The 18222-nt window shown below is 72.8% G+C and carries 14 protein-coding genes; 5 read left to right on the top strand and 9 right to left on the bottom strand.

Annotated features, from left to right (window positions below; translation table 11 throughout):
• Positions 1-24: 24 nt before the first annotated feature.
• Positions 25-1464 carry an NADP-dependent phosphogluconate dehydrogenase gene (gene gndA, locus F8R89_RS31415; RefSeq protein WP_151787134.1) on the top strand — a complete coding sequence of 480 codons (1440 nt, stop codon included), beginning with the start codon at positions 25-27 and terminating at the stop codon, positions 1462-1464.
• Positions 1465-2303: 839 nt separating this feature from the next.
• On the opposite strand, the gene F8R89_RS31410 is transcribed toward gndA, so the two are convergent.
• The 4 genes from F8R89_RS31410 to F8R89_RS31395 all read right to left on the bottom strand — a co-directional run bounded on the left by F8R89_RS31410 (position 2304) and on the right by F8R89_RS31395 (position 5520).
• Positions 2304-2648 (bottom strand): GNAT family N-acetyltransferase, encoded by a 345-nt coding sequence (locus F8R89_RS31410; RefSeq protein ID WP_151787133.1) that lies wholly within the window; start codon positions 2646-2648, stop codon positions 2304-2306.
• A 22-nt stretch (positions 2649-2670) separates the two neighbouring features.
• Positions 2671-3093: an aspartate 1-decarboxylase gene (gene panD / locus F8R89_RS31405; RefSeq protein WP_062671016.1), complete on the bottom strand. Its 423-nt coding sequence runs from the start codon at positions 3091-3093 to the stop codon at positions 2671-2673.
• A gap of 287 nt (positions 3094-3380) precedes the next feature.
• Positions 3381-4226 (bottom strand): aldo/keto reductase, encoded by an 846-nt coding sequence (locus tag F8R89_RS31400; protein WP_151787132.1) that lies wholly within the window; start codon positions 4224-4226, stop codon positions 3381-3383.
• Between the two features lie 100 nt (positions 4227-4326).
• Entirely contained in the window at positions 4327-5520 is a 1194-nt protein-coding gene (locus F8R89_RS31395; RefSeq protein WP_151787131.1) for an MFS transporter, read from the bottom strand.
• A gap of 260 nt (positions 5521-5780) precedes the next feature.
• Between F8R89_RS31395 and F8R89_RS31390 the strand changes: the two genes are divergently transcribed.
• Both F8R89_RS31390 and F8R89_RS37155 read left to right on the top strand, forming a co-directional pair.
• On the top strand, positions 5781-6671 hold the full coding sequence (locus F8R89_RS31390) for a LysR substrate-binding domain-containing protein (protein WP_151787130.1): 891 nt from the start codon (positions 5781-5783) through the stop codon (positions 6669-6671).
• 122 nt (positions 6672-6793) lie between these two features.
• Positions 6794-6916 (top strand): hypothetical protein, encoded by a 123-nt coding sequence (locus F8R89_RS37155; protein WP_264158897.1) that lies wholly within the window; start codon positions 6794-6796, stop codon positions 6914-6916.
• Between the two features lie 91 nt (positions 6917-7007).
• Here the strand turns inward: F8R89_RS37155 and uvrA are convergent, their stop codons facing one another.
• On the bottom strand, positions 7008-9476 hold the full coding sequence (gene uvrA, locus F8R89_RS31385) for an excinuclease ABC subunit UvrA (protein ID WP_151787129.1): 2469 nt from the start codon (positions 9474-9476) through the stop codon (positions 7008-7010).
• A gap of 292 nt (positions 9477-9768) precedes the next feature.
• Here uvrA and F8R89_RS31380 point away from each other — a divergent pair, with 292 nt between their 5' ends.
• Positions 9769-11946 carry an FUSC family protein gene (locus tag F8R89_RS31380; RefSeq protein ID WP_151787128.1) on the top strand — a complete coding sequence of 726 codons (2178 nt, stop codon included), beginning with the start codon at positions 9769-9771 and terminating at the stop codon, positions 11944-11946.
• A gap of 115 nt (positions 11947-12061) precedes the next feature.
• Here the strand turns inward: F8R89_RS31380 and F8R89_RS31375 are convergent, their stop codons facing one another.
• On the bottom strand, positions 12062-13492 hold the full coding sequence (locus F8R89_RS31375) for an endo-1,4-beta-xylanase (RefSeq protein ID WP_151787127.1): 1431 nt from the start codon (positions 13490-13492) through the stop codon (positions 12062-12064).
• Positions 13493-14133: 641 nt separating this feature from the next.
• On the opposite strand from F8R89_RS31375, the gene F8R89_RS31370 reads away from it, so the two are divergent.
• Positions 14134-15621 (top strand): non-reducing end alpha-L-arabinofuranosidase family hydrolase, encoded by a 1488-nt coding sequence (locus tag F8R89_RS31370; RefSeq protein WP_151787126.1) that lies wholly within the window; start codon positions 14134-14136, stop codon positions 15619-15621.
• A 42-nt stretch (positions 15622-15663) separates the two neighbouring features.
• Here the strand turns inward: F8R89_RS31370 and F8R89_RS31365 are convergent, their stop codons facing one another.
• From F8R89_RS31365 to F8R89_RS31355, 3 genes are read right to left on the bottom strand one after another with little or no spacing between them, the layout of a single operon-like run.
• The gene (locus F8R89_RS31365; RefSeq protein WP_151787125.1) at positions 15664-16263 is read right to left on the bottom strand and encodes a TetR/AcrR family transcriptional regulator; all 600 of its coding nucleotides are present in this window, start codon (positions 16261-16263) and stop codon (positions 15664-15666) included.
• Positions 16264-16322: 59 nt separating this feature from the next.
• Complete coding sequence (locus tag F8R89_RS31360; protein WP_151787124.1) at positions 16323-17039, bottom strand: ABC transporter ATP-binding protein; 717 nt, start codon at positions 17037-17039, stop codon at positions 16323-16325.
• A complete protein-coding gene (locus F8R89_RS31355; RefSeq protein WP_151787123.1) occupies positions 17036-18163 on the bottom strand; it encodes an ABC transporter permease in 1128 nt (375 codons plus the stop codon). Before F8R89_RS31355 ends, F8R89_RS31360 begins: the two co-directional genes overlap by 4 nt.
• Positions 18164-18222: the final 59 nt, after the last annotated feature.

Here is an 18222-nt window from a genome sequence, read left to right as displayed (position 1 = left end):
TCGAGATCACTAGGAGCCAACGGCATGAGCACTTCGGCGCAGATCGGCGTCACGGGTCTCGCGGTCATGGGCCGCAACCTCGCCCGCAACTTCGCCCGCAACGGCTACACGGTCGCGGTGCACAACCGTACGCCCGCGCGCACCCGGGCCCTGGTGGACGAGTTCGGCGGCGAGGGCGACTTCATCGCGGCCGAGACCGCCAAGGAGTTCGTGGCGGCGCTGGAGCGCCCGCGGCGGCTCGTCATCATGGTGAAGGCCGGTGACCCGACCGACGCCGTGATCCAGGAGTTCGCGCCGCTGCTCGAGCCCGGCGACATGATCATCGACGGGGGCAACGCGCACTTCGCGGACACCCGCCGCCGTGAGCGGGACCTGCGCGAACAGGGCATCCACTTCGTCGGCATGGGCGTCTCCGGCGGTGAGGAGGGCGCCCTCAACGGGCCGAGCATCATGCCGGGCGGCCCGAAGGAGTCGTACGACTCGCTGGGCCCGATGCTGGAGAAGATCTCCGCCAAGGCGAAGGACGGCTCGCCCTGTGTGACGCACGTCGGCCCCGACGGCGCCGGGCACTTCGTGAAGATGGTCCACAACGGCATCGAGTACGCCGACATGCAGCTCATCGGTGAGGCGTACCAGCTGCTGCGGGACGTCGCCGGGTACGAGCCCGCGCAGATCGCGGAGATCTTCCGCACCTGGAACCAGGGCCGGCTGGACTCCTACCTCATCGAGATCACCGCCGAGGTGCTGTCCCACGTGGACGCGGCGACCGGCAAGCCGTTCGTGGACGTCGTCGTCGACCAGGCCGAGCAGAAGGGCACGGGCCGCTGGACCGTGCAGATCGCGCTCGACCTCGGGGTGCCGGTGTCCGGCATCGCGGAGGCCGTCTTCGCCCGGTCGCTGTCCGGGCACGCGGCGCTGCGGGAGGCGTCGCGCGGGCTGGCGGGCCCGAAGGCCACGCCGCTGAGCGAGTCGGAGGCCGCGGCCTTCGCCGACCGGGTCGAGCAGGCGCTGTACGCCTCGAAGATCGTGTCGTACACGCAGGGCTTCCACGAGATCGACGCGGCCCGCTCCGAGTACGACTGGGACATCGACCTGGGCGCCGTCTCGGCGATCTGGCGCGGCGGCTGCATCATCCGCGCGGCGTTCCTGGACCGTATCCGGGCCGCCTACGACACCCGCCCCGACCTGCCGAGCCTGCTGTCCGACGAGACCTTCGCGCAGGAGATCGCCGACGCGCAGGACGACTGGCGCGAGGTACTGGTCGCCGCGACCCGCCAGGGCGTGCCGACGCCGGGCTTCGCCGCGGCCCTCGCCTACTACGACGCGCTGCGCGCGGAGCGGCTGCCGGCCGCGCTCACGCAGGGGCAGCGGGACTTCTTCGGCGCCCACACCTACCGCCGGGTCGACCGGGACGGCTCGTTCCACACGTTGTGGGGCGGGGACCGCTCGGAGGTGTCCGCGTAGGGCTCTCCGTCCAGGAGGTGTCCGCCGGGGAGTCTTCCGTTCGGGAGATCTCCCGCTCCACCGTCTCGTCCGCCCCGCTCCCGGTCTCGACCCGGGGGCGGGGCGGACGTCTGTCCGGGTGAGCCCGGGGTGCCCCGAGTGGCGCTCCCGGGTGGGGGGTGCCGGGCCGCCCGCCGAGGCTGGCCTACGCCGTACTGCCAACGCCCACGCTGTCGTTCCTCCGCTCCCCGACGGCGGCGGACCGGTCTTGCCTGGCGACGGTGCGGCCACCGCGGTTCGAGATCGCGCCGTAGCCCGCCGGCCCGGCGGGTCAGCTGAGCGAGGCCGGGCGCAGGGTTGAGCACCGCTCTGGCTCCCGTCAGGATCGGTGCCGTGGATCAGATCCGGGCCGGCCGTCAGCTGAGCGGCGGCCCCGGCTCGGGGCTCGGCACCGGCTCCGGTCCCGGCGGGATCGGCGACGGGGCGGGCCCCGGTGGTACGGGGTCGGGCGGCGACGGTGGGCCCGGCGGCACCGGGTCCGGTGACGGGGGCGGCCCCGGCGTGGGCGGCGGCGGCCCGGGGGCTGGAGGCTGCGGGGCCGGTGCCGGGCCAGGGGTCGGGGGCTGCGGGGCCGGTGGGGGCTCCGGGGGTGGGACCGGATGGGGCTCCGGGTGCTGCGGCTCCGGGTCCGGCGCCGGTCCGGGGACCGGATCCGGATACGGGTTCGTCATGGCGTCCTCCAGCGACTCGACGCAGGTCGGCTCTGGACTACTGCCCCGCGTACCCGGGGCGGGCGCGGGCAGTCACCCGCCCGCACCACGCACGACCTGCCGGCAGACGCCGTGAGACGCCGGAAGACGTCAGAACCGTTCGGGATGCGCCCGCAGCCAGTCCTTCGCGGCGGTGAGCAGCCGCGGGTCGGCCGCCGGGGCCTCGTCCGGATGCCGCTCGGCCCACTTGACGACGTACGGGCAGAGCGGCGCGACGACGACGCCCTCGCGCTCCGCCATGCGGTACAGCTCGCGGGCGAGGGAACCGGCGATGCCCTTCCCCTCGTGGGCGGGCTCCACGATCGTATGGACGGGGACGAGGGCGCGGGACGGCTCGTCGAGGACGAAGTACTCGATGTGGCCGACGACCTCGTCGCCCTGGACCGCCTCCAGGCGGCCCGCCGCCCGGTCGTCACGGATCTCGGTGTCGCTCATCGCACGCTCCTGCTCCTGGGACTCAGGCCACCGGCACGGCTTGCGGACTGCGCTCCTGGTCGGAGCCCGGCACCGGCTCGGACGGGTCGGCGCCGAGGGCGACGATCCGGTTGGCGCCGTCCACGTGCACGACGCGCGGCTCGTACTCCCGCGCCTCGGCGTCGGTCATCTGAGCGTAACTGATGATGATCACCAGGTCGCCGGGGTGGACGAGATGGGCGGCGGCCCCGTTGATCCCGATGACACCGGACCCGCGCTCCCCCTCGATGACGTATGTCTCGAGGCGGGCGCCGTTGGTGATGTCGACGATGTGCACGAGCTCGCCGGGATAGAGATCGGCGCCGTCGAGCAGATCCGCGTCGATGGTCACCGATCCCACGTAGTGCAGGTCGGCCTGGGTGACGGTGGCACGGTGGATCTTGGACTTGAACATGGTGCGCAGCACGTTGGACTCCTGGAAGTCGGCTCCCTGCCGGCTTTGTGCAGGTCAAGGGCGATCTTCACTGTACACGGGCAGTCGTTGGGGTCCACGGTTGTGAGGAACATCTCCCAGGGGGTGTGACGGGGGGCGAACACGTCGACGGCCAGGGCGGTGGACCGCCACGGCCACGCCGCGCGAACCTCCTTGGGCGAGGCGGGGGCGACAGGGTGCCGTGGCCCGTCGGGTCACGTGCCGGAGCAGCGGTGGTGGAGCAGGAGCGGGGAGGCGGGCGCGTCAGCCTGTCCACTCCCTCAGAGCATCTCCAGGGGTGTGGCCGCCGTGGGCGGCGGGAACGCCTCGTCGAGGACTTCGAGCGCCTCGGTGGGAAGGCGGAGGTCCACCGCGCCGCGGTTCTCCCGTACGTGGTCGGGAGATCCGGAACGTGGGATCGCGGACACCCCCTGTTCCAGCACCCAGGCCAGTGCCACCTGGGCCGGTGTGGCTCCGAGGGCCCGGGCCACGGCACCCAGTACCTCGGCCCCCAGGATCCGCCCCTGCTCGATCGGTGAGTAGGCCATGACCGCCACCTCGGCCTCGCGGCACCAGGGGAGCAGATCCCACTCGATGCCCCGCCGTGAGAGGTTGTACAGCACCTGGTCGACGGCCACGGCGTCCCCGCCGGGGAGGGTGGCCAGCTCGGTCATGTCGGCGCCGTCCAGATTGCTCACGCCCCAGTGCCGGATCTTCCCCGCCTCCATCAGGTCGGTGAATCCCGCCAGGGTCTCCTCGAGGGGCCACCGTCCCCGCCAGTGCAGCAGGTACAGGTCCAGCCGGTCCGTACCGAGCCGCCGCAGGCTGCCCTCGCAGGCGGCGACGGTGCCCTTCCGGTCGGCGTGGCCGGGCAGCACCTTGCTGACGAGGAAGACCTCGTCCCGCCGTCCGCGGAGGGCCTCCCCGACGAGTTCCTCGGCCGCTCCGTCGCCGTACATCTCCGCCGTGTCGACGACGGTCATCCCCAGGTCCACGCCCAGCCGCAGCGCGGCGATCTCCTGTTCACGCCGGCCCGGGTCCTCGCCCAGGTACCAGGTGCCCTGTCCTGCGGCCGCGATCTCCTCGCCGGAGGGGAGCACGATCGTTCTGGCCGGTTCCGCAGACATCTGGGCCTCCCGTCCGCCGCGGATCCGTGGCCCGCGCACCCGCACCGGGTGCCCAGCCGCACGCCTCCCAGACAGCCGCGCCGCATACGCCGCGGGAAGGTCAGGAGGGGCGTGCGGACCTCGCCGGGAGTTCGCCCGGACCGGGTGCCCGATCCCGCAACGCGACGACCACCGACACGACGGCGCCGCAGGAGAGGACCGTCGCGAAACCGATCATCGCGCTCTGCACGGCGAAGTACCGCAGGGCGATGCTGAACAGGACGGACGGCAGGCCCATGCCCAGGTAGGCGACGACGAAGAACATGGCGAGGACCCCCGCGCGTGAGGCGGGCTCGGCCACCGCGCCGGCGCGTTCGACACCTCCCTTGAACAGCAGCCCGGAGCCGGCTCCCGACAGGGACACGGCGACCAGGTAGAGCCAGAGCGCCGGATGCTGGAGGGCGACGGCGCACAGGACCAGCCCGACCGGGAAGACCACCGCCCCCACGGTCAGGAGCCGGGGCAGTGGGAGGCGGCCCAGCACCAGCTGGGCGGCCGCCGCGGAACCGAACATGAGGAAGGCCGCCAGGCCCACCACGAGGTGCGAGTCGGTGTGCAGGCTGCCGTGGAGCACGCTCGCCCCGAGGGAGGAGATCAGGCCGAGGATCGCGAAGGCGAAGGCGCCCAGCGCGCCGGCCGCGCCGAACGCCCGCCGGCCGCCGGGGCGCAGGACGAACCTGCTGGACGGCCGGGCGGCGGGCAGCTCCAGGTCCACGGTCTCCGGGGTGCACAGCACCAGGGCCAGGCACACCGCCATGGCGAGCGTGAAGATCACCTGGGCGGTGATCAGGGGCGCGGGGAGCCACTCGGCGACGACTCCGGCGACCAGGGGGCCCGAGGCCAGGCCGCCGAGGTTGGCGGCGGTGGCCACGACGCCGGGCAGCACCGAACCCGTCCGGTCGGGACGGGCCTCGTGGTGGAGGTCGTGCAGATACGTCGTCGCGGTCGAGGCCATGAGCCCCAGTCCGACACCGTTGAGGACCCGGCCCGCGATCAGCCCCGGCAGGTCCCGCCACGCGATCAGTACGACCGACGCGAGGATGCCGACCAGCAGCGCCGGGACGATGATGCGCCGCCGGCCGAGCCGGTCCGACAGGTGTCCCAGCCCCAGGAAGGCGCCCGCCGCCCCCACGACCATCGAGGCGTACGCCACGGTGACCGTGGTCGCGCCGAAGTGGTCCCGGGCCTCGTACAGCGGCCACAGCGGGGTCGGCGCGGTGCCGAAGGCCATCAGCACGGCGAAGGCCACCGCCACGAACCAGAAGCCGGTCGCGTGCGAGGCACGGCGCCGGCCGGGGGCACGGGGCGGCAGGCCGGCGCGGGCGAGTGCCCGGGGGTGGTGGGTCGGGTCGCCGGGAGCGTCGGCTGTGGGACGGCTCAGCGGCGTCGGTGCGGCAGGCAGGGGTACCCCTCCTCGGACGGAAGCGGATGACGCCTTCCATCCTCCTCACCAGCGAGGATCAATGCCAACGAATGTTTTTGCTGAGGTCGAGCAATACGGGAGATACTTGTCCTGTGGAGCTACGTCAGCTGGAGCACTTCATCGCGGTCGCCGAGGAGCTGAGCTTCACGCGCGCCGCCCGGCGGCTGCACGTGGTGCAGTCGGGGGTGTCCGCCGCGATCCGCTCCCTGGAGCGCGAGCTCGGCTGCGCGCTGTTCGAGCGCACGTCGCAGCGGGTCCGGCTCACCGGGGCGGGCGCGGCGCTGCTGCCGGAGGCCCGCGCCACCCTGCACGCCGCCCAGGCGGCCCAGGACGCCGTGCGCGCCGCCCAGGACACACTGCGCGGCACGGTGAACGTGGGCGCGATGGCCTCGGTCGAGGTGGTGGACCTGCCGGCGCTCCTCGGGCAGCTGCACGCGCGGCATCCGGCGATCGACGTCCGGCTGCGGCTGGCGACGACCGGCTCGGAGGGACTGGCGCACGCGCTGCTCAGCGGAGACCTGGACGTGGCCTTCCTGTCGCTGCCCGAGCGCAGACCCGCCGGGATCGACGCCCGCGAGCTGGCGACCGTGCCGCTCGTCCTCGTGGTGAACGCCGCCCATCCGCTCGCGCGGCGGGGGGAGTTGACGCTGGCGGACCTCGCGGAGGAGCCCTTCGTGGACTTCCCGCCGGGCTACGGCAACCGCGAGGTGGTCGACCGGGCGTTCGCTGCGGCGGGCGTCGTACGCCGGGTGGCCCTGGAAGTGCCCGACATCGACATGGGGGCGGCCCTCGTCCGGCACGGTCTGGGCATCGCCTTCCTGCCCGCGTTCGCCGTCGCCCGCACCCCGGGCCTGCACGTCCTGGACGTCCACGGCACCGTGCTGCGCTGGAGCATGCATCTCGGCACGTCGTCGACCCGGCGGCCCAGCTCGGCTCTGCGGGCGCTGCTCGACCTGGTCGACCTGCACGTCCTCGCCCTGTGACGCCCGGGCCCCGTCGTGCCCCGCACGCCACGACGGCCTGCGAGAAGTCCGCCCGACACGCCGGCCCGGCCCGCGCCCGCCACGCCCGGGGTACCCCCGACCCCCGACCCCAGGGAGGCGTCATGGACGCCCCCGCCACTGCCCGGGGAAGCGCCATCGCCACGGCCGCCCCGTACACCGCGACACGGATCTGCTCCCTCAGCAGGTCGGCCGCGACCTCGGAGGACAGCGGGCCGGGCGTGTGACCTGGCGCCCCCTGACCGCGGTGGGTCCGGTCGGTCGAGGGGGCGCGGCCGGCTCCCGGAGCCGTCGGCCGTCGCGAAGGGCTTCTGGCCGTCAGGAGCGCGTGAGCCGGGCCGCGAGGTAGGGCGCGGTGGCGCTGCGGCGGGCTTTCGCCACCTTGGCGGGCGGGCCCGCCGCGACGACCCGGCCGCCCGCGTCGCCGCCGCCCGGGCCGAGGTCGACGACCCAGTCGGCGGTGGCGATCGTGTCCAGGTCGTGCTCGACGAGGACGACCGTGTTGCCCGCGTCGACGAGGCGGTGCAGCTGTCGCAGCAGCAGCGCGATGTCAGCGGGGTGCAGCCCCGCCGTCGGCTCGTCCAGCAGGTAGAGCGCGTGCCCGCGGCGGGCCCGCTGCAGTTCGGTGGCCAGTTTGATGCGTTGCGCCTCACCGCCGCTGAGTTCCGTCGCGGGCTGGCCCAGCCGCAGGTACCCCAGTCCCACCTCACGCAGCGTCTCCAGACTGCGGGAGGCGGCCGGGACGGAGGAGAGGAACGTGGCGGCGGCGTCGACGGACAGCGCCAGCACTTCCGCGATGTTCTTGCCGTGGTAGGTGACTTCCAGCGTCTCGGCGTTGTACCGGGCGCCCCGGCAGGTCGGGCACGGCGCGTAGGTGCCGGGCAGGAACAGCAGTTCCACCGCGACGAACCCTTCGCCCTGGCAGGTCTCGCAGCGCCCCTCGGGCACGTTGAAGGAGAACCGTCCGGCCGAGTAGCCGCGCGCCCTGGCCTCGTCCGTCGCCGCGTACAGCTTGCGCACGGCGTCGAACATCCCCGTGTAGGTGGCCAGGTTGGACCGGGGGGTCCGGCCGATGGGCCGCTGGTCGACCAGGACCAGCCGGTCGAACGACTCCACCCCCGACGCGTCCTCGACGTCAACCTCCAGCTGTGCCTCGTCGGGCTCCTCGGGCACGAGTCCGAGGTGGCCGCGGACGACCTCGGCGAGCACCTGCGTCACCAGCGTCGACTTTCCGGAGCCGGACACGCCCGTCACCGCCGTCAGCACGCAGAGCGGTACGTCGACGGACACGTCGTGGAGGTTGTGGCGGGAGACGCCGCGCAGGCGCAGCCAGCCGTGCGGTGCGCGCGGGCGGTGGTCGAGCGGCTGGGCGCGCCCGAACAGGTACCGGCTCGTGGCCGACTCCTCGACCCGTTCGAGACCGGCGACCGGGCCGCTGTACAGCACGCGTCCGCCGCCCTCGCCCGCCCCGGGACCGATGTCGACCACCCAGTCCGCCCGCCGTACGACGTCCATGTCGTGCTCCACGACGAACAGGGAGTTGCCCGCCGCCTTGAGGCGGTCCAGCACGTCCAGCAGCGGTTCCGCGTCGGCGGGGTGCAGGCCCGCGGAGGGTTCGTCGAGGACGTAGACGACGCCGAACAGCCCCGAGCGCAGTTGGGTGGCGATGCGCAGGCGCTGCGCCTCGCCGGGCGACAGGGTCGTCGAGCGGCGCCCGAGGCTGAGATATCCGAGGCCGAGACCGAGCAGTACCTCGATCCGCGCGACCAGATCGCCGCAGATCCGGACCGCGACCTCGGTCGTCTCCCCCGACCGGGCGGTCGACGTGGTGGCGTCGGCCTCGGACCGCCCGGCGACCGGCCGCAGCAGTGCCACGACCTCGGTGAGCGGCTTCGCGTTGATCTCGGCGATGGAATGTCCGGCGAAGGTCACGGCGAGCGCCTCGGGCCGCAGCCCGCTGCCGTGGCACTCGGGGCAGGGCACGCTTCTGACGAACCGGAGCGCCCGTTCGCGCATCTTCTCGCTCTTGGAGTCGGCGAGGACGTGCATGACGTGCTTGCGGGCGCTCCAGAACTTGCCCTGGTACCCGTAGTCGACGCGGTCCTCCTCCGGCTCGATGTACACGGAGGGCTGCTCGTCCGTGTACAGCAGCCAGTCGCGGTCCTTCTTCCGGAGTCTGCGCCAGGGCCGGTCGATGTCGATCCCCAGGCCGTTCACGACACTGCGCAGGTTGGCGCCCTGCCAGGCTCCCGGCCAGGCGGCGATCGCCCCCTCGCGGATGCTCAGCGAGGGGTCCGGGACGAGCAGGTCCTCGGCGACGTCGTGCACGACGCCCAGTCCGTGGCACCGCGGGCAGGCGCCGGCCGCGGTGTTGGGTGAGAACGACTCGGCGTCCAGCCGTGCGGCCCCGGGCGGGTAGGTGCCGGCGCGGGAGTACAGGATGCGCAGCAGATTGGACAGGGTGGTGATGGTCCCGACCGTCGAGCGCGAGCTGGGCGATCCGCGGCGCTGCTGCAGGGCCACGGCCGGGGGCAGTCCGGTGATCTCCTGCACGTGCGGTGCGCCGACCTGCTGCAACAGCCTTCGGGCGTACGGTGCCACGGACTCGAAGTAGCGACGCTGGGCCTCCGCGTAGAGCGTGCCGAACGCGAGCGAGGACTTGCCCGAGCCGGAGACCCCGGTGAAGGCGACCATGGCGTCCCGTGGCACGTCGACGTCGATGTTCCGCAGGTTGTTCTCGCCGGCGCCCCGGACATGCACGTAGGGGTCGGTCGTGTCCTCGTTCACCGTTCCTGAGTACCCCGATCGCGACGGGAACCGCGCGGCGGGCGCCGTCGGTCCCCGATCGCCTGTTCCGGAGATCTTGCCGATCGGTCGGTGGGGGTTGTTTGGCCTCAGGGGTCACGGGGACCCGGACGCACGCCGCCGGGGCGCCGGGGCTCAGCCTGGCGGGCAGGCGGCGGAACGACCGTTCCACCTGATCCGGGTGAACGGCCCTGGAGGCTTCCTTGCCTGACGGTCGCCGCACCTCCATCCCGCCGACGCGACGCGGCAGGGCGTTCCGGCCGCGTGGACACCCGTGAGCTGGCTGCGGGCCTTCGGGGACGTCCTGCGATCCGGGCTCACGGTCGAGGAGACGCGGCTGGAGCCCCTGCTCGCCCTGCGTGCGGCCGCCGGGGTGGCGCTCGTCATCGGGCCGACCCTGTGGCTGGTCTCCCCCGCGTATGCCGCGTCCGCCGCCCTGGGCGCCTACTCCGCCGGCGGAGCCACCTTCCAGCGCAGCTGGCGTCCCCGCAAGGTCGTCGCGCTCGGCGCGGGCGCGGGTCTGGCAGTCAGCACCTTCGTGGGCTATCTGGCGGCGGGGCGACTCGTGACGTTCCTCCCGCTGCTCGCCCTGTGGGCCTTCGTCGCGGGAATGGCGTGGGCCGTCGGATCGACCGCCGGGATCGTCGCGGCGACGACCGTGGGCAGCATGCTGGTGACCGTCACCCTGCCCACGAGCGTCGGGCGGGCTCTGGAGCACGCAGGGGTCATCGCGCTCGGAGGCGTGGCGCAGGCCGCGCTGATCCTGCTGTTCCCGGTCCGGCGGTGGGGCGCGCACCGTGACGCGCTGGCCGACGCGCTGGCCGCCGTGGCCGACCACGCCCGCCGGCTGCGGCACGACCCGACCGCGCCGTTCGACCCGGAGCCGCTGATGACGGCCCGGGACGCGGCCGCCGTGACACCGTCCCAGGCCCGCACCCGTCCTCCCGTCCTGCACGGCCCCCGGGGACTCGCCGAACGCATCCGGCCGGTCGTCGCGGCGCTCGCGGACCCGGACGTGGGCGCCCCGGCCGAGGGACCCGGGCGGGACCGCGCCCGGGAGTTGCTCGCCGCGGCCGCCGACGTCCTGGACGCGGCCGCCCGTTCGATCCGACACGGCACCCCTGCCGAGGTGCGGCCCGAGAGCGCGGACGTCCTGCGCGTCGACGAGGAGCACGAGGTGCTGGAGGGCCCCGCGCGGCAAGCCGCCGAACGGCTCGTGGAACTGCTCGGCGAGGCGCTGGACATCGCCGGCAGCGGCGGGGCGCGTGCCGGAGCGTCCACGCCGCCCGGTCTCGCCGGCGCCCGGTTCCTGGTGCGCCCGACCCTGTTCAAGCTGGTCCCGGTCGTCGTCGTGGCGGTCCGCCGTGAGCTCCGCCGGGACTCGCCCGTGTTCCGGCACGCCGTCCGCCTGGCGGCGGTGGCCACGGTCGGCTATCTGATCGCCGCCCGGCTGCCCCTGGGGCACGGTTACTGGGCGCCCATCGCCTCGGTGATGGTGATGCGGCCGGACTTCCACCGGACGTACGCGCGTGCCGTGGCCCGTCTCGCCGGGACCCTGGTGGGGGTGGCGCTCGCCACCGGTGTGGTGCGGGCGTTGGGCACGGACGCCCACCTGTCCGCCGTGCCGGCGGTCGTCTCGGCGGGCCTGTCGTACACGCTGAACCGCACCGGCTACGCCTACTCCCAGTGCTTCACCGCCGCGTACGTCGTCTTCCTGCTCGGCATGGGCGGCCAGGCATGGGAGCAGACGGTCCCGGAGCGGGTGGTGCTCACCCTGCTCGGCGGGGCCCTGGCCATGCTGGCGTACGTGGTGTACCCCGCGTGGGAGACCCCCCGGCTGCCGGGCCGGCTGGCGGACTGGCTCGCCGCCGACGGCCGCTACGCGGCCGCCGTGCTCCGCAGCCACGCCCGACCGACCCGGGAACGTCGCGCGGACATGCGCAGGGCACTGCTGGCGAGCAGGGACGCACGGGCCGCCTGGCAGAAGGCCTATGAACAGGCAAGACGCGAACCGGTCGGCCCCCGCGGCCTGACGTCGCGCGAGGCGGAGGACGCGCAGGAGGCGCTCAAGCGGTTCGGCCGGGCGGCGATGCTCATGGAGAGCCACGTCCCGCGGGCCGACAGCCCTTTCGCCGCGGAGGCGGAGCGGCTCGCCGAGGCCCTGGAGGCGGACACCGAGCAGGCGGCCGAGGACGTGCGCGAGCACAGGAACCCGGACTGGGGACGCGTGGAGGAGGCGCTCCGCGCCTGGCAGGGCAGCGCCCTCGGCACCGGAAGCCCGGTCCTGCGGCGTGAGGCCGAACTCGAGAAACGGGCCTTGGAGGACCTCGCCACAGCAGTGAGCCGCACGCCCCTGGAACGGGACGTCGGCCCGGCTCGCGAGGAGCAGCGGGTGCGGGCGACCCTGGCCGCGGAAGACGACGGACCAGGGCCCGCGCACCGGGGCGGGTGACGGCGCGGCGGCGGACAGCGCCCGGGAGTCGGCTTTCCGCCGGACGGCCGGACCCCTGGACGGGCCGCCGTCCTCATGACGGCGGCCCTGGGCCATGTGGCTGAAGGCCCGTGTCTCAGGTGAGGGTCCACCGCTGGTTGGAGCCGCCCGAGCAGGAGTAGATCTGGATCTGGGCGCCGTTGCCGCTGCCGGCCGCGTCCAGGCAGCGGCCCGACTGGACGCCGACGATCGAACCGTCGGAGTTCAGGCGCCACTTCTGGTTGTCGCCGCCCCAGCAGCTGTAGATCTGGACCTTGGCGCCGTTGCCGGTGCCGGCGGCGTCCAGGCACTTGTTGCCGTAGACCCGGATCTCACCGGAGTCGGTCACGGCCCACTGCTGGTTGCTGTTGGAGTGGCAGTCGTACAGCTGGACCCCGGTGCCGTCGCTGGTGGAGGCGTTGGGGACGTCCAGGCAGCGGCCCGAGGCGACGCCCTTGATCTGGCCGCCGTCGCCGGTCGGCGGAGGCGTGGTCGTGCCGCCGTTCAGGGCGTTGAGGACGGCGGTGTACGCGGCCTTCTTGCTGCCGTCGTTGTTGAACAGCAGGGGCGTGTCGCCGGAGCGCCAGGAGTCGCTGTCGCGGACGCCCCAGACGGTGACGCCGAGGCAGCGCGAGACGGCCAGGCAGTCGTTGACCACGGCGGCGTACGTCGAGGACGAGGCGCCCTGGATGTCGAGCTCGGTGACGGCGACGTCGACGCCGAGGGCCGCGAAGTTCTGCAGCGTGGTGCGGAAGTTGCTGTCGTACGGGCTGCCGCTGTTGAAGTGCGACTGGAAGCCGACGCAGTCGATCGGCACGCCGCGCGACTTGAAGTCCTTGACCATGTTGTACATGGCCTGGGTCTTCGCCCAGTTCCAGTTCTCGACGTTGTAGTCGTTGTAGCAGAGCTTGGCGGACGGGTCGGCGGCGCGCGCGGTGCGGAAGGCGACCTCGATCCAGTCGTTGCCGGTGCGCTGGAGGTTGGAGTCACGCCGGGCGCCCGAACTGCCGTCGGCGAACGCCTCGTTCACGACGTCCCACTGGGCGATCTTGCCCTTGTAGTGGTTCATCACGCCGTTGATGTGGTCGATCATGGCCTGGCGCAGCGAGCTGCCGCTGAGGCTCTGCATCCAGCCCGGCTGCTGGGAGTGCCAGGCGAGCGTGTGGCCGCGGACCTGCTTGCCGTTCTGCACGGCCCAGTTGTAGACGCGGTCGGCCGAACTGAAGTTGAACTGGCCCCGGTTCGGCTCGGTGGCGTCGATCTTCATCTCGTTCTCGGCGGTCACCGAGTTGAACTCACGGTTCGCGATCGAGGTGTACGTCGAGTCGCCCAGCTTGCCCGAGGCGATGGCGACGCCGAAGTAGCGGCCGCTCTGCGCCGCGGCGGCGCCGAGCGTGCTCTCGGCGGCGTCCGCGTTCGTGGGCGGGACGAGTGCGGCCGTCAGCCCGAGGACGCCGGCGGCGAGCGCCAGCAGTGGGGTTCGGAGCCTTTGACGGACGGCGGCTCTGGGAAGGGCTTGGATGCCCATGGGGGGTGCCTCCTTAGCGGTTCTCACGGAACGACCGAAGAGCAGGGGAAACCGGGGAACGGACGTGCGGGGGGCCGGAGCGGCCTGGGCCGGTCGGCAGGGCCGGTCCACGGCGTGTCGTGCGCGGATCGGGTGGTGCGGCTCAGGACATCGGGAACCGAGGTTCGGTATATCGACCCTCGGCCGGTTTCCCAGACAGATCATTGGGGGCTTGACAGTGAATCGTCAACCCGTGCGGCACGGATTTTTTCCGACTGATTTTCGAAACTTTCGTTGAGTTTTTCGTCACTCTCCCCTCTTCCGCGCGCGGGAGGGGCGCGCTGCGACCCACGCCCACCGGGCCACGGTCGATGCGCGCATAACGGCTGCTCAGCGACGTCAACTGCCCAACAAACGCTAGTAGTCCGGGCTCTTGCGGCGACCTGAGGGCACGGCCGGCTCCCCGCTCCTCGCGCCCCCCGAACCGGCAGCGTTTTGCAGACAGATCAGTGAAACACCTTGACCGCGACGCTCCGCATTCCTAGCTTGTGGCGCCGGAGATCCCTGGAGCGTTCGAAAGTTTCGGCACGGTTCACCCGCTCCCGCACGGCCGTTCGGCGCTTCGTCGGCGGTACCCCCACTCCCCCCAAGGAGGTTCTCCGATGTGGTCACGCACGCCCGCCGCGGTGCGCCCGAGACGCCTGCTCGGCGTCCTGGCGCCCTTGCTGTTGCTGGCGGCCTTCCTCGGCGCTCAGCCGGCCGCGGCCGCGACCGTCGACACGAACGCCTGGTACGTCCTGGTCAACCGCAACAGCGGCAAGGCGCTCGACGTGTACAACCTGGCCACGAACGACGGCGCCAGGATCACCCAGTGGACGAGGAACGACCAGAACCAGCAGCAGTGGCGGTTCATCGCCTCCGGTGACGGCTCCTACCGGATCGCCTCGCGCCACTCCGGCAAGGTGCTGGACGTGTACAACTGGTCGACCGCGAACGGCGGTTCGATCGTCCAGTGGTCCGACCTGAACGCCGCCAACCAGCAGTGGCGCCTGGCCGACAGCTCGGACGGCTACGTACGCCTCGTCTCCCGCCACAGCGGCAAGGCACTGGAGGTGCAGGGCGCCTCCACCGCCGACAACGCGAACATCGTCCAGTACGACGACTGGGGCGGGGCCAACCAGCAGTGGCAGCTCGTCAAGGTCGGCTCGGACAGCGGGGGCGGTGATCCCGGCGACCCCGACTCCTGCGACCTGCCGTCCAGCTACCGCTGGAACTCGACCGGCGCGCTGGCCCAGCCCCGGCAGGGATGGGTCTCGCTGAAGGACTTCACCGTCGCCCCCTACAACGGCAAGCAGCTCGTCTACGCGACCACGCACGACACCGGGACCCGCTGGGGTTCGATGAACTTCGGTCTGTTCGGGGCCTGGTCGGAGATGGGCTCGGCGAGCCAGAACGCGATGAACAGCTCGACGGTCGCGCCCTCCCTCTTCTACTTCGCCCCCAAGAACATCTGGGTGCTGGCGTACCAGTGGGGCGGTACCGCCTTCTCGTACCGGACGTCGAGCGATCCCACCAACCCCAACGGCTGGTCGTCCGAGCAGGTGCTGTTCTCCGGCAGCATCTCCGGCTCCGGCACGGGCCCCATCGACCAGACGCTCATCGGTGACGGCACGAACATGTACCTGTTCTTCGCCGGGGACAACGGCAAGATCTACCGGGCGAGCATGCCGATCGGGAACTTCCCGGGCAGCTTCGGCTCGACCTCGACCGTGGTCATGAGCGACTCCACGAACAACCTGTTCGAGGCGCCGCAGGTGTACAAGCTCCAGGGCCAGAACCGCTACCTCATGATCGTCGAGGCGATCGGCTCGCAGGGCCGGTACTTCCGCTCGTTCACGGCGACCAGCCTGGGCGGCACCTGGACGCCCCAGGCCACGTCCGAGAGCAACCCCTTCGCCGGCAAGGCCAACAGCGGCGCCACCTGGACGAACGACATCAGCCACGGTGAGCTGCTGCGCACCAGCGCCGACCAGACGATGACCGTCGACCCCTGCCATCTGCAGCTGCTCTACCAGGGCCGCAGCCCGAACTCCGGAGGTGACTACGGCCTGCTGCCCTACCGCCCGGGCCTGCTGACCCTGCAGCGCTGAGAAGGCCTTCTCCGAGGGGGAGGCGGTGCGGCAGGTCCGGTGTCAGGCCGGGTCCGCCGCACCGTCCTGGGGGACGAGGCAGCGGCGCACCAGGTCCAGCGTGCGTTCCGTGACCGTGCCGAGGGGGGCGCCGCCCTCGACGGCGGCCAGGGCGGTGTGGAGCATGCCGGCGATCAGGTCGGCCGTGAGGGCGGGTTCGGGGGCGCCGAGCTCCCGGACCGCCGCGCGGAACGGCTCCACCTGGCGCAGGTGCAGCTCCACCAGGCGCTCCTGGCAGGCGGGCGGGAGACCGGCGTTCATGAGCGCGGCGGCCGGCCGGTGGGCGCCTTCGGCGCCGAGGCGCAGGCTCTCCCGGAAGAACGCCTCGACGCGTTCCAGCGGGCCGTCCGCCCCGGCCAGGGCGCGCGCGAGCGCCTCGTCGGAGCGCCGGAACGCCTCCTCGGTGACGGTGGCCAGCAGAGCCGCCGAGGAGTCGAAGTACTGGTACACGCTGGACCGCGCGAGGCCGGCCCGGGCGCCGACGGCCGCCGGGGTGACGGCCGCGGCGCCCTCGTGCACCAGGAGGTCGATCGCCGCCCCGATCAGCGCCTCGCGCTGCTGCGCGCGGTGTTCGGCGACGGTGGAGGCGTTGATCTTCGGCATACGGGAGGGGCTCCTGGGTGACGGACGGGGCGGGGGCCGGGGCGCCGGCCCCCGCCCGGTCAGGACAGCCGGCCGTCGACCATCTCGTGGACCCGGTCGGCGGCGTCCATTATCGCCGTGTCGTGGGTGACCATGACCGTCGCGGTGCCGTGCCGGTGGGTCTGCTCGGCGATCAGGCGGACCGCCTCCGCCGAGCGCTCGCGGTCCAGCGCCGAGGTGGGCTCGTCGACCAGGAGGACGGCGGGCGACGTCATCAGGGCGCGGGCGAGCCCGGCGCGCTGGCGTTCGCCGCCGGACAGCTGGTGCGGGCGGGAGCCGGCGCGATGGGCGAGGCCGACCGCCTCGATGAGTTCGTCGGCCCGGGTCCGGCCCGCCGCGTCGAGGCGTCCGTCGATGTGCAGGGGCAGCAGGAGCTGTTCCCGGACGGTCAGCGAGGCGAGCAGGTTCGACTGCTGGAAGACGAAGCCGATGTGGCGCCGGCGGGCGGCCGTGCGGTCCTTGTCCGACAGGGCGGTCAGCTCGGTGCCGGCGATGTGGACCGTGCCCGAGGTGGGCCGCTGGAGACCTCCGGCGACGGCGAGCAGGCTGGACTTGCCGGACCCCGAGGGGCCGACCACGGCGACGAACTCGCCCGGTGCGACGGTCAGTTCGACGTGGTCGAGGGCCGTGACGGCCGTGTCGCCGTCGCCCAGGGTCAGGCTGACGTCGTGCAGCCGCAGTCCGCCGGCGGCGGTGGCGTCCTGGGGGGCCGGGTGGTCGGTGCTGGTCGTGGTCATCGGGTGGCTCCCAGGGCGGTCAGGGGGTCGACGGCGGTGATGCGGCGGACGGCGACGACGGCGCCGATGGTCCCGAGGCCGATGAGCAGGCCCGCGGACGTGGCGATGGCGGGGGCGGACAGGGAGAACGGGGCCTTGCCGATCATCGCGCTGCCGAGAGCGAGACCGACGGCGGTGCCGACGGCCGTGGCGGCGACGAGGACGGCGACGACCTGGGCGAGGGCGTCGCGCAGGATGTAGCGGGTGGGGGCGCCGAGCGCCTTCAGCAGGGCGATCTCGGGCTTGCGCTGGACGGTCCACACGGTGAAGAACGCGCCGACGACCAGGGCGGAGATGGCGTACAGGAAGCCCTTGATCAGGGCCATGGTGCTGGACTCGGCCGTGTAGCCGGGGGACGCGCCGTAGCTGGTCTCCTTGCTGTCGGCGCGGGTGCCGGTGGCCTTCTCGACGGCGCTGACGTCGGCGCCGTCCTCCAGGGTGAGGGCGACGGCCGTGGCCTGCCGCAGCGCGGCCTCGGGCAGTTCGCCGGGCAGGCCGTAGTGCAGGTGGCGCCAGGTGTCGAGGTCGGCGTAGGCGACGCCGATGTGGCCGTAGGAGACGGTGTCGTCGACCAGGCCGACCACCTTCAGCGGGACCTCGCTCTTGTCGGCGGTCAGGACGTCCCCGATCCGCACGCCGAGGTCGGCGATCTCCTGGGTGATGACGATGCCGCCGCCCGCGTCCTTCAGGCCCTTGCCCTCGGTCGGCTCCGGGGCCAGGGGCGAGTCGGGTGCCATGCCGAAGACGGCGAGGTTGACCTGCTCGCCCTTCTCGGCGCCCTTGGTGATCTGGGCGTTGGTGAGGGTGTTGCCGAACGTCTCGGCGCGCTTCACCCCCGGTGCCTTGGACCACGCCTCCCAGTCCTCCTGCTCCACGGTGGATCGGGAGAACTGCTCGCTGGTCGCCTTCTCGTCGAAGGCGATGTGGGTCAGGGGCAGCGCGCGCAGCCCGGAGATGCCGGCGTCGGCCAGTCCGGAGGCCAGTCCGGACAGGAGGACGCCGAGGACGGCGATGAGGGCGACCACGGCGCCCATGAGGGCGAAGCGGCCGCGGGCGAAGCGCAGGTCGCGTAGGGCGAGGAACACGGGGACTCCGGGCGAGGGGACGGGAAGGGCACGTCGTCCGGCGCAGGGATCTTTACTCA

Origin of the sequence: Streptomyces sp. SS1-1, from assembly GCF_008973465.1 — a bacterium.
GTDB lineage: Bacteria > Actinomycetota > Actinomycetes > Streptomycetales > Streptomycetaceae > Streptomyces.
The sequence above is the reverse complement of the archived record's forward strand: the minus strand, read 5'-3'. Positions and strand labels throughout refer to the sequence as shown.

What these genes read in the sequence shown, in the direction of transcription:
- F8R89_RS31410 (WP_151787133.1), bottom strand. Translation starts at nt 2,648, where the DNA reads ATGAGCGACACCGAGATCCGTGACGACCGGGCGGCGGGCCGCCTGGAG.
- F8R89_RS31360 (WP_151787124.1), bottom strand. Translation starts at nt 17,039, where the DNA reads ATGACCACGACCAGCACCGACCACCCGGCCCCCCAGGACGCCACCGCC.
- F8R89_RS31365 (WP_151787125.1), bottom strand. Translation starts at nt 16,263, where the DNA reads ATGCCGAAGATCAACGCCTCCACCGTCGCCGAACACCGCGCGCAGCAG.
- F8R89_RS31400 (WP_151787132.1), bottom strand. Translation starts at nt 4,226, where the DNA reads ATGTCTGCGGAACCGGCCAGAACGATCGTGCTCCCCTCCGGCGAGGAG.
- F8R89_RS37155 (WP_264158897.1), top strand. Translation starts at nt 6,794, where the DNA reads ATGGACGCCCCCGCCACTGCCCGGGGAAGCGCCATCGCCACGGCCGCC.
- gndA (WP_151787134.1), top strand. Translation starts at nt 25, where the DNA reads ATGAGCACTTCGGCGCAGATCGGCGTCACGGGTCTCGCGGTCATGGGC.
- F8R89_RS31370 (WP_151787126.1), top strand. Translation starts at nt 14,134, where the DNA reads ATGTGGTCACGCACGCCCGCCGCGGTGCGCCCGAGACGCCTGCTCGGC.
- F8R89_RS31375 (WP_151787127.1), bottom strand. Translation starts at nt 13,492, where the DNA reads ATGGGCATCCAAGCCCTTCCCAGAGCCGCCGTCCGTCAAAGGCTCCGA.